This window comes from Collinsella sp. HCP28S3_E12, assembly GCF_052065595.1.
In the GTDB taxonomy this organism is placed as follows: domain Bacteria; phylum Actinomycetota; class Coriobacteriia; order Coriobacteriales; family Coriobacteriaceae; genus Collinsella.
This window is the reverse complement of sequence record NZ_JBQHTS010000006.1, coordinates 104347-114753: the sequence shown is the minus strand read 5'-3', so window position 1 is coordinate 114753 and position 10407 is coordinate 104347. Positions and strand designations below refer to the sequence as shown.

Genomic DNA, 10407 nt, shown 5'->3' with positions numbered 1-10407 from the left:
CGAGTAGTCGAGGCTGTCGTGGATGTACGGGGAGCACTCACCTCGCACGTAGTAGGAGTACCACGCGGGGAGCGCGTTGCCGAGGGTTTGCTCGAGATCGGGGTGAGAGGAACGGTAGGCCAGCACGCTAAACGACTCGGCGCCGCGCCTACCCTCGGACATGCCGTGGCACACGAAGTGCTCGAATGCGCGTTCGGGTTCAGTGCCGTATACGGCTGCGACGTCGGGGTACCTGTACAGGTAATAGGATGCGTCGAAAACGTCAGAGTAGTCGAGACCGTCGAGGACGGGCATGAAGGTTGAGGGCGTGCTGGGTTGTTCGTGGTATTTTATCTTCAAGTTAAACCTCGTCGACCATTTGTGATTAGAGATTGTCGTGACGTTTGACGTTGCCTTGAGTGTAACTGTTTCGCCGTTTGCACCCCATCTCCTCTGATTCATTGCGTATGCCACGAGGGAATTCTGAATCCCCGAGTTGCTTGGCGGGAAAGACTGGTTATCAGCATCGATGGAAAAGCTTTCTTCCCTGGCATCCAGGTGCTGCTGGATGCGGTCGACATACTTTTCGGCCCATTCATCGGCCTTGCCGTTTCGCACAAAAAAATTGTTGGACAGGTCAGTTGAGCGGTAGGCGTAGCCGTCCTTCTGGTAGTTAGCCGTGTGGTCGGAGTGGGCGATTGCCATGAGCTCTTCGGTCAGGCCAAAGTACAGATGGCGCTGATCCAGGTCTCCGTACCAGTTGTCGCTTGTGTCGTCCCAGGTTAGGTCCATCTGGCACCATTTGCCGTCGATCTTTGCGGCGTTCCAGGTGTGGCCGTTGCCGGTGATGCGGCCGTTGGCGATGCCCGCGGCGTCAAGGAGCTTGGAGTAGATGCGCTGGTAGCTCTCGCAGGTGCCCTGGTGGCGCGTGAGTCCGCTTTCGGCCGAGCACCAGTTGAGGCTGTGGTCGTACTCCAGCTGGTCGAGCGTCCAGCCGTGGAGCCACAGCGCCATGTCGTATTCCGAGCCGCTTGTCTCTTGCCTGCACTGGGTCACAGCGTCGTTGATGATCTGCGTGACGCTTGGGCGGGCGGCGTCGTTTACGGTCACCTCCGCCGTGGTGCGCAGGTAGTAGATCCCCTTGTCGTTTTGGGGATCGTTTCTGTCGTTGTCCATAAAGTAGAAGTAGATGCGGTACGTGCCCGATGCCGTGAAGTCAAAGGTAAAGTCGTGGTCCGCGGTGCCCAGGCTGTAGTAGCTGGCCCATGCCTGGCGCGACGGGTCGCAGACGCTTTCCTGGCTGCCGCCGTCCCAATAGGTGGGCACGTCCATGCGCGCTTTGGCCTGGGACGAGCCGTTGGTTTGGGTTACGTGGAGGGTCGTCGCGGTGCCCGCGGGAGCGTCGTTCCACGAGACGGTAAAGGTTACGCCGTTTTGGGTTGCCGTGGCGGAGTGGGCGTAGCCGGTTTGTGACGTGGTGGAGATTGCGGCGGGTGTAGGGTTGGTTTGGGCGCGGAGGGATGGGGTGGGGGTGCCGGTTGCGGCAGTGGTGCCGGCATTGGTGGCGTCGGCGCTTTCCGTGTTGGCTGCGCTATTGCCGAAGGATGTTGCGGTGCTGTCCTCTACGGTATTTGCTGTCGCTTTTGTGTTGGTGCCGTCTTCGGCCTTGCCTGTGTCGCTGTTCGTGGCGTCGGGCTGCGCCTGCTGCTCGGCTGTTGCCTGAGGCTGTACGGCTTCTGCGATGGCTGCCATAGCATCGTCGCGCTGACCATGGATGCGCACGCGATCGCGCAGAGCAGGTAGTAAAGGGGTCGTTTCATAGCGGAGCCTCTCGGTGAGCAGCCAATAGGGTCCGAAGGCAGCTCCAGGCCAGCACTCCGCACATATTTTGTTGCGGTTTATTTTACGGGAACACCAGTCAACATCAGAGAAATTTCTGGGGAATGTTGGGGAGGGGATGTTTCTTGCGAAGGATACTCTCCGACTTTATTTGTAGTGACCGCTGAATGCTGCTGTGGATGCCGTCATTATTGCCAGAACGCATGCTGTGGTCAATCTTTAAGCGCATGTCTGCTTTTCCTGCTGATATTGTTCTTGTCCTATTTAGCTGCTATATTAGTTTTACCGTAGGGGTAAAACTTTGGTAGGAGGTGATTATGCAGGTCAACTATAAGAACCGTCAAATCGAAAAGATCTGCACAAACGCTTCTGTTGCTGCCAAAAAATACGATAACCGTACTGTGGGGCTTATCCAACAACGTGTAGATGAGATTCATGCCGCTGATTCCGTTGAGATGCTCGTCCAGTTTGGGATCGGGCGATGTCATCCACTTGTTGGTGACCGTAAAGGGCAATTTGCAATGGACTTGGTACATCCTCTGCGATTGGTATTTGAAGTCATTAGGGATGAGATTCAGATAGCGGAAATTCAAGAAATCGTTGACTACCACTAACATGAGATTTGAAATAGGAGAATACTTAAGAGGTGAGAGGTCATGGCAAGGAGCAAGACTTATATCGCAACGCCACCAGGGGCTACTATAAAGGAGCAGCTTGAGTATCGCGGTATGAGCCAGCGCGAGTTTGCTAGGCGCATGGATTACTCTGAGAAGTTCATTAGCCAGCTTATAAATGGACAAGTTGAGCTTACTCCAAATACTGCACATAGGCTCGAGATGGTGCTGGGCGTTCCCTCGGCATTTTGGATGAATCTTGAGGCGCGTTATCGTGAGAAGTTGCTGCGGGTCGAGGACGAAAATTCTATCGAAGAGGATAAGCAGATGGCCAGGAAGTTTCCTTATGCACAAATGGCCAAACTGGGATGGGTCGAGCCGACGCGCTCCGTGGCTGTTAAAGTGGTCGAGCTTAGAAAATTCTTTGAGGTTGTTAGGCTTACGCTGCTGAATGAAGACCGACTTGCTCCGGGAATCGCTTATCGTCGCCAGAAGGAAACCGCTGAATCCGAATATGCACTTTTGGCTTGGGCCCAGAAGGCCAAGATCGATGCGCGAGGGATAACGACCGGTAAGATCAATGTTGGTAAGCTTGAGGAGTATATTCCCAAGCTCAGAGAGCTTACGTCTATGGATCCTGCAGATTTTCAGCCAGCCCTTGTGTCTATGTTGGCTGAATGTGGGATTGCAACGGTCTTTTTGCCCCATCTTGAGCGCACGTTTCTCAATGGTGCGACGTTCTATGACGGATCAAAGATTGTGCTCGCGCTTACGCTGCGAGGGGCCGATGCCGACAAATTCTGGTTTAGTCTTTTCCATGAATTGGCGCATGTTATTAAAGGGCACATTGGACGAACTGCTGGGACTACCGAAGAGGAGGAACGCACGGCGGATGCTTTCGCGCGCGATACTTTGATTCCGCCAGAGGTATATGTTCAGCTCGTTGCTGGAAGCAAGACGTGTAGTTCCGTTGCGTCTTTTGCCGATGAGATAGGAATTGCCCCGGGAATTGTAGTGGGTCGTTTGCAAAAAGATGGGTATCTGCCTTATAGCCAGTTGAATAGCCTCAAGGTTAGGTATCAGTTTGCAGAATAGAGGGCGCATCTCCGAGAATCCCGGGTTTTCTATCGAGGTTTACCGTGAATGCGGGTGAAGAGCCGATGGCACGCAGTCGTGGTCGCTGGAAGTTACGGTAAGTTGTTTTAAGTGATGCAGTCGCCGCGGACTCTACGTGAGGCGGAGACAAAGAAGGGCCGTTGTTCGGTTTTCGACAACGGCCCTTTGACGTTTCCGCGACAACTGGATGTTGTCGCGGATGCCGCCTTTGTTGCTAGATCACTCGATGCGGAGCCGTTATTTCGGAAGTGCGGGGAAAATCGGAACTCTCGAGCGCACCGCCCTTTTCATGAAACGAAACCGCAGATAGATGCGTTGTCTCTATCCGGCGTAGCCGGCATGTCAAGAATTTGCCGCATACTTCCGGATTGGGCGCTCATTCAGCACCCTCGTCGCCCCCACATCCTCTGAAGATGTTCTTAAAACTGCCTTAAAGGCGTCCCGGCTCGCGTTGACGGCGTACAATACGCGTGTTTGACTATGGCAAATATGGAATTAAGGGGAGGGGTGCGCCATGGAGGTGCTGGTTGTTGGCAACACCGCATATGTTGACGATGACTTTTGTGCCAAGGCGTTCCCCGGGGACCACGTTAAGGTCGTCGCTGCCGCGGAAGCGCGCCGCGACGAGTCATCGCCCCATGCCTCGTGGAATGAGCTCCTCCAGCACTTGGAGCAGGCCTACGAGTTCGACCGCGTGGTCTACCTATCCAATAACCTTACCCCGCATACCGATATCGTGGGCGATATCGAGCTGCTGCGCTCGGTCTTTCGTGCGTGCGCGGGTCGCCGGGTCCAGCTGCTGTATGTGGCGGGGCCCGCGGGTGCCGCGGGTGCCGCCGATACCACGGGGCGAACGGGCAAGGGCATTATCGCGCGCGCAGCCAACGACCTGTGCCGCTACTACGCTGCTCGCGAGGGCGTTCAAACCAAGATCCTGCGCGTGCCGTTCCTGTATACCGCGTCTGCCGCGCTGGATGATCCGTTTTTGGTGCCGCTGCTCGACGCGTGCTCAACCGGATCGGTCGCTTTGCAGGGCGCGGAGGACGCGCCGTTTCCGCTGCTGTGTGCCGAGGAACTCGCGGTGCTGGTGCATCGCATCTTTGACAGCTGGGACGCCTCCTTTGAGACGCTCGATGTTGCCGATACCTTCCATCACACGTCAGGTGAGGTGGGCGAGGCCCTCAAGGCGCTGTTCCCAGGGCTCTCAGTTGCCTATGGCGATTCTGCCGGCTATGCCCTGCCCGTCAGCGACATCGTTCGCGTTCGCTATGGCTGGTTTCAGCGCTACGACCCGTTTCGTGATCTTTCGACCATTCATGCTCGCTGGGATGCTGGCCGCGCAGGGAAGATCAACCCCTTGCGCGCCGCTATCGACCGCATCCAGATGCACACGCTGCCTATTAAATGCCTGGAGACGGGCGTTGCCTGGGTCCTGTTCGAGGTGCTGGAGTATTTGTTCTCGCAATCTGCCCAGCTCAACGTGCTCGATTATCGCCTGCTCTACGTCGTGCTCATCGGCACGCTGTATGGCCTGGACTTTGGTCTGGCTGCGGCACTGCTGGCATCGGTTGGGTTGGCTGTGAGCTACTTTACCCAGTATGGCTATACCTTCCAGGGCCTCTTTTACGAGCCGTCCAACTGGCTGCCGTTTATCGCGTACTTTGTGGTGGGTGCCGTATGCGGCTACGTGCAGCTGCGCAATAGCGAGGCCATTAAGGTGGAGCGCGACCAAAACGAGCTCGTGCGCAATCGCAATACGTTCCTCACGCAGCTCTATCACGATGCTATCGAGGACAAACGCACCTACAAGCGCCAGATTGTGGGGCGTCACGATAGCTTTGGCAAGATCTTTGCCGTGACGCAAGAGCTCGACGTGCTCAACCCGCGCGACATCTACCGCAAGTGCTGTGAGCTCATGGGTGAGATTCTCGAAAACAATTCGGTGACGATCTACCACGTTTCGGGCGGGGCGTTTGCACGTCTGGTGGCGGCGAGTCCCGTGATTGCCGAAGACGCCACGCGCTCGCTCACGCTTGAGCAACTTGCACCCCTTTTGGGCGGCGGGGGTCGTTCGAACCTGTGGGTCAATCGCGAGCTGACGCCGGGGCTTCCCATGTTTGGATATACGATCGAGCGCGACGGGGCGCCCGCCGTGTTGATCTTTGTGCGTCGTGCGGCCGAGAACCAAATGACGCTCTATTACCAAAACCTGTTCCGCATCTTGTGCGGACTGGTCGAAAGCGCGCTGGGCCGTGCCTTTGACTATGAGGCGGTGGCGCAGGATAAACGCTGCGTCGATGGCACGTGCGTGCTCAAACAGGCGGCCTTTGGTCAAGAGCTCGCGGCCGAGCAGGCGCTGTCGGATGGCAAGATGGGCAGCTTTTTGCTCCTGCGCGTGGTGCCGGGCATGGAGCCTGTCGGCGAGCTGGTGGGCGCAATTGGGTCGGCAATCCGCGAGAGCGATGCGGCGGGCCTGGTCGACGGTGACGTGCTTTACCTGCTTATGCGCCAGGCAAAGGCGTGCGACCTCCCCATTATCCGCGAGCGCCTGAGCGCGAAGCGGATTGCGGTGGAGCCCGTCGACGGCGAGGACATCGTGGCGCTTCTGCAGCACATCGCTGACACCGGTGACGGTGAGGGGGATGTCGCTTGATCTCGCTTGTCGTTGCTGCCGTCTTGCTGCTGATTCATGCGCTGGTTTGTCTGGTGTTGTGGACGCTTATGAAGTTGGGCCTGCTGCCGGTGCGCGGGCATATGCTGGCCGTGATGGTACTCGTGCCGTTGTGGGGACCGCTGCTGGTGGTGCTGCTTGTCACGCGTAGCGCCGTGTTTGGCGCGGACCTTAAGGACGCCACGCTAGAGTCGCTGCGCATTAACGACGAGCTGCATCGCAGCATCTTGGTGCACGACCGTGAAGCCGATGCGGGCGTGATCCCGCTCGAGGAGGCGCTCATCGTCAACGACCCGGCAGACCGGCGCCGCCTCATGCTCTCCATGCTTACCGAGGAGCCCGATGCGTACCTGGCGCAGCTGCAGGCGGCTAAGCTTAACGACGACGTTGAAGTGGCGCACTATGCGGCGACGGCGGTGGCGCAGATCTCCAAGGAGTCCGACCTTAAACTGCAGCAGCTGGAGCGCGCCTTTAAGACCGACCCGAGCGCGCAAAACCTCAACGAATACTGCGATTTTCTTGGTGAGTATTTAGACTCGGGTTTGGCTGAGGGGCGCGTGGCTCAGATTCAGCGTCAACAGTACGCACGTCTGCTTGCGCGCCGCTGCGAGCGCGAGGACACCTTTGAGCTGCGTATTCGGTATGCGACGGCGCTGGCCGATGTCGGACAGATCGACGAGGCGCAGGCCGTGACCGACCAGCTCGTGCTCGACGCGCCCGAGGAGCAGGAGGTTTGGATGCTTTGCCTGCGCCTGGCCGTGATGCGCCGCGACGGTGACGAGGTCCACCGCGTGATCGATGCGATCGACAAACAGCATGTGTACTTGAGTGCCGCCAACCGCGAGGAGCTGGCTTTTTGGCGCGACGGGGAGGAGGCCCGATGAGCGTGGTGCAGCGTATCCGCGACCGTGCGGGCCATTTTCGCTGGATGGGACTGCTCGTGGTGTGGGCGGTCTTTATTGCCATGGCCGCCGTGCTGCTGGTGGAGCGTGCCGGCGTGCAGTACAGTGCGGGCCAGCATAAGCTGGGGATGCTTGCCGCCAACGATGCGGTGCCGGCCTCCTCGGCAATATTTGGTCAAAAGCCCACGTGCCTGGTCATTACCGATTCCGATCAGACGGGCGTCGAGGACGTAAAAGAGCAGTTCGACCAGATCCTGCTCGACATGAAGATCGCGCACCGCGACGTGGACCTTGCCCTGGACGGCGTGGATGCCATTCCCTCGCTGACGTCCTTCGATCGCGTGATTTTGCTCATGCCGTCGCTCGATGCGCTGGGCACGCACCTCACCGACCTGATGAGCTGGGTGAATGCCGGCGGCTCGCTCATGCTGGGTATGACGCCGGAGAACTCCGGCTATATGCAAGCCGTTGCACCCAAGTTTGGCATCGATACCGTTGGATATGAGTACACCACGGCAGAAAGTATCGTCCCGAGCAAGGACTTTATGATCGGTGGTGGCCAGCGCTACGAGTTATCGGACCCCTTTAAATCGTCACTGCTGGTTTCGCTGCGCGAGACGGCGCACGTGTGGGCCAAAACCGGCGATACGGGTACGCCCCTTGTTTGGTCGAGCGATTGCGGCAGCGGACATACCGTGGTGTGCAACTTTGGCATTTACAGCAAGGTCATGCGCGGGTTTTACGCCGCGGCGATCAGCTTGCTCGGCGATGCCACGGCCTACCCGGTCATCAACAGCGCCGTCTTCTATCTGGACGACTTTCCCAGCCCCGTGCCCTCGGGCGACGGCACCTACATCAAGCGCGACTACGGGCTTTCCATCGCCGACTTTTATGCCAAGGTCTGGTGGCCCGATCTGCAAAAGCTCGCGCAAAAATACGGCATTCGCTTTACCGGTGTGATGATCGAAAACTACGAGGACGCGGTCAATCAGACCGAGCCCGCGCGCCAGGCCGATACCACGCAGTTTCGCTACTTTGGCGGCATGCTGCTGCAGATGGGCGGAGAGCTGGGCTTTCACGGCTACAACCATCAGCCGCTGGCGCTCTGGGACACCGACTATGGCACGCTGTACGACTACAAGACGTGGAAGAACAAGGAGACGCTTGTTGCATCGCTCAACGAGCTTATCGCCTTTCAGGACGAGGTGCTGCCCAACGCGCACGGTTCGGTCTACGTGCCGCCGTCAAACATCCTTTCGGCTCGCGCTCGCAAGATTATTGGCGAGGATGTGCCGCGCATTAAGACCATCGCCAGTACGTATTTTGAGGATGGTACGGATCTTCCGTACGTGCAGGAGTTTAGCGTGGCGAGCGATGGCATTGTGGAGCAGCCGCGTATTGTCTCGGGCGGCATGGTCGACGATTCCTATATGCGCCTGGCTGCCGTGTCCGAGCTCAACATGCACTATGTGAGTACGCACTTTATGCACCCGGACGACTTGCTCGATCCCGATCGTGGCGCCAGGCAAGGCTGGGAGATCTATAAGGGCGGCCTGACCGACTACCTGGACTGGCTTACCAAGTCGGCGCCCGACCTGCGTCGCCAGACCGGCTCGGAATGCTCGGGCGCCATTCAGCGTTTTTCGTCCGTGACGGTGAGCGTGGATACAGATGCGGATGCCTGGACGCTCAACCTGGGCAATTTTCACGACGAGGTGTGGCTCATGTTCCGTGCCAACAACGGCGAGCCGGGTGCAGTCACGGGTGGCGAGATTACGCATCTGACGGGCGACCTATACCTGATCAAAGCTACGGACAAGACGGTGACCATTGCGCGCAAGGAGGGTAGCGACAAATGAGAATCTGCTTGGTACTCGAAGGTTGCTACCCCTATGTGCACGGTGGCGTGTCCACCTGGATGCATGGCTATATACAGGCCATGCCCGAGCACGAGTTTGTGCTGTGGGTGATTGGCGCGCATGCGGCCGACCGCGGCAAGTTTGTCTACGAGCTGCCCAAAAACGTTGTCGAGGTGCACGAGGTGTTTCTGGACGACGCCCTGCGTCTTTCGGGCGAGCAGGAAGAGGCCGACTTTAACGACCGCGAGCGCGAGGCGCTGCGCCGCCTGGTGTCGCTTTCCAATCCGGATTGGGACGTGCTGTTCGATATCTTCCAGCGTCGTCGCGTGCATCCGCTCTCGTTTTTGCAGAGCCGCACGTTTATGGATATCTTTCGCGACGTGTGCCTGGCCGAGTACCCCTACACGCCTTTTGCCGACGCATTCCATACCATGCGCTCCATGCTGCTGCCCGTGCTCTACCTGCTGGGCAGCGAGGTGCCGGTGGCCGATGTGTACCACGCCATCTCGACCGGCTACGGCGGCCTGCTCGCCTGCTTGGGTTCAAGCGTTCACCATGCGCCGGTGCTGCTCACCGAGCACGGCATCTACACGCGCGAGCGCGAGGAGGAGATCATTCGCGCCGACTGGGTGGTGCCGTCGTTTAAAGACCGCTGGATTCGCTTTTTCTACCTGCTTTCGGAGGAGATCTACCGTCGCGCCTTCCGCGTGACCAGTTTGTTTCATAACGCCCGTAAGACGCAGATCGACATGGGCTGCGATGCGGACAAATGCCTGGTCATCCCCAATGGCATTCAGCTCGACCGCTTTAAGGACATTCCCTTAAAGCCCGATGACGGCTGGGTTGACATTGGCGCGGTGGTGCGCCTGGCGCCCATCAAGGACGTCAAGACCATGATCTATGCCTTCTTTGAGCTGCACGAGCGCGTCCCTAAGGTGCGCCTGCATATCATGGGCGGCGTGGACGACGAGGAGTACGGCGCCGAGTGCCATGCGCTGGTCGATACCCTGGGCGTGCGCGACCTGATCTTTACCGGCCGCGTCAACGTGGTCGAGTACATGGAAAAGCTGGACTTTACCATTTTGACGAGCATCTCCGAGGGCCAGCCGCTCAGCGTGCTGGAGTCGCTTGCCGCGCGTCGTCCCTGCGTGACGACCGAGGTGGGCTGCTGCCGTGAGCTGCTCGAAGGCGCCCCGGGCGACGACTTTGGCGTGGCGGGATTTGTGACGCCGCCTATGTATCGCAAGGGCCTGGCCGATGCCATGGAGCGCATGTGCGCAAGCCGTGCCCGTTGCATTGAGATGGGGGAGCGCGGCCAGCGTCGCGTTGCCACGTACTTTTTGCACGATCAGATGCTCGCCAACTATCGCGCGCTGTACGACGAGACAGCGCGTGCGTATGATTTGCCCAGAGAGGGGGAGTAGCCG

Annotated in this window: 7 protein-coding genes; 6 read left to right on the top strand and 1 reads right to left on the bottom strand. The window is 58.5% G+C overall.

Annotated features, from left to right (window positions below; genetic code table 11):
- The coding region (locus tag ACTNBY_RS04025; protein ID WP_441063457.1) for a transglutaminase domain-containing protein at positions 1-1731 on the bottom strand (1731 nt) is incomplete at its 3' end.
- Between the two features lie 404 nt (positions 1732-2135).
- Between ACTNBY_RS04025 and ACTNBY_RS04020 the strand changes: the two genes are divergently transcribed.
- The 6 genes from ACTNBY_RS04020 (at position 2136) to pelF (ending at position 10404) form a co-directional block, all read left to right on the top strand.
- Entirely contained in the window at positions 2136-2432 is a 297-nt protein-coding gene (locus ACTNBY_RS04020) for a type II toxin-antitoxin system RelE/ParE family toxin (protein WP_441063456.1), read from the top strand.
- Positions 2433-2474: 42 nt separating this feature from the next.
- Positions 2475-3527, top strand: a complete 1053-nt coding sequence (locus tag ACTNBY_RS04015) for a helix-turn-helix domain-containing protein (protein WP_441063453.1) — start codon at positions 2475-2477, stop codon at positions 3525-3527.
- Positions 3528-4062: 535 nt separating this feature from the next.
- A complete protein-coding gene (locus ACTNBY_RS04010) occupies positions 4063-6201 on the top strand; it encodes a DUF4118 domain-containing protein (RefSeq protein WP_441063450.1) in 2139 nt (712 codons plus the stop codon).
- A complete protein-coding gene (locus ACTNBY_RS04005; protein ID WP_441063449.1) occupies positions 6198-7103 on the top strand; it encodes a hypothetical protein in 906 nt (301 codons plus the stop codon). Before ACTNBY_RS04010 ends, ACTNBY_RS04005 begins: the two co-directional genes overlap by 4 nt.
- Positions 7100-8980, top strand: a complete 1881-nt coding sequence (locus ACTNBY_RS04000; protein ID WP_441063447.1) for a DUF2194 domain-containing protein — start codon at positions 7100-7102, stop codon at positions 8978-8980. The genes ACTNBY_RS04005 and ACTNBY_RS04000 overlap by 4 nt, the downstream gene beginning before the upstream one ends.
- Positions 8977-10404: a GT4 family glycosyltransferase PelF gene (gene pelF, locus ACTNBY_RS03995; RefSeq protein ID WP_441063446.1), complete on the top strand. Its 1428-nt coding sequence runs from the start codon at positions 8977-8979 to the stop codon at positions 10402-10404. Before ACTNBY_RS04000 ends, pelF begins: the two co-directional genes overlap by 4 nt.
- Positions 10405-10407 lie beyond the last annotated feature (3 nt).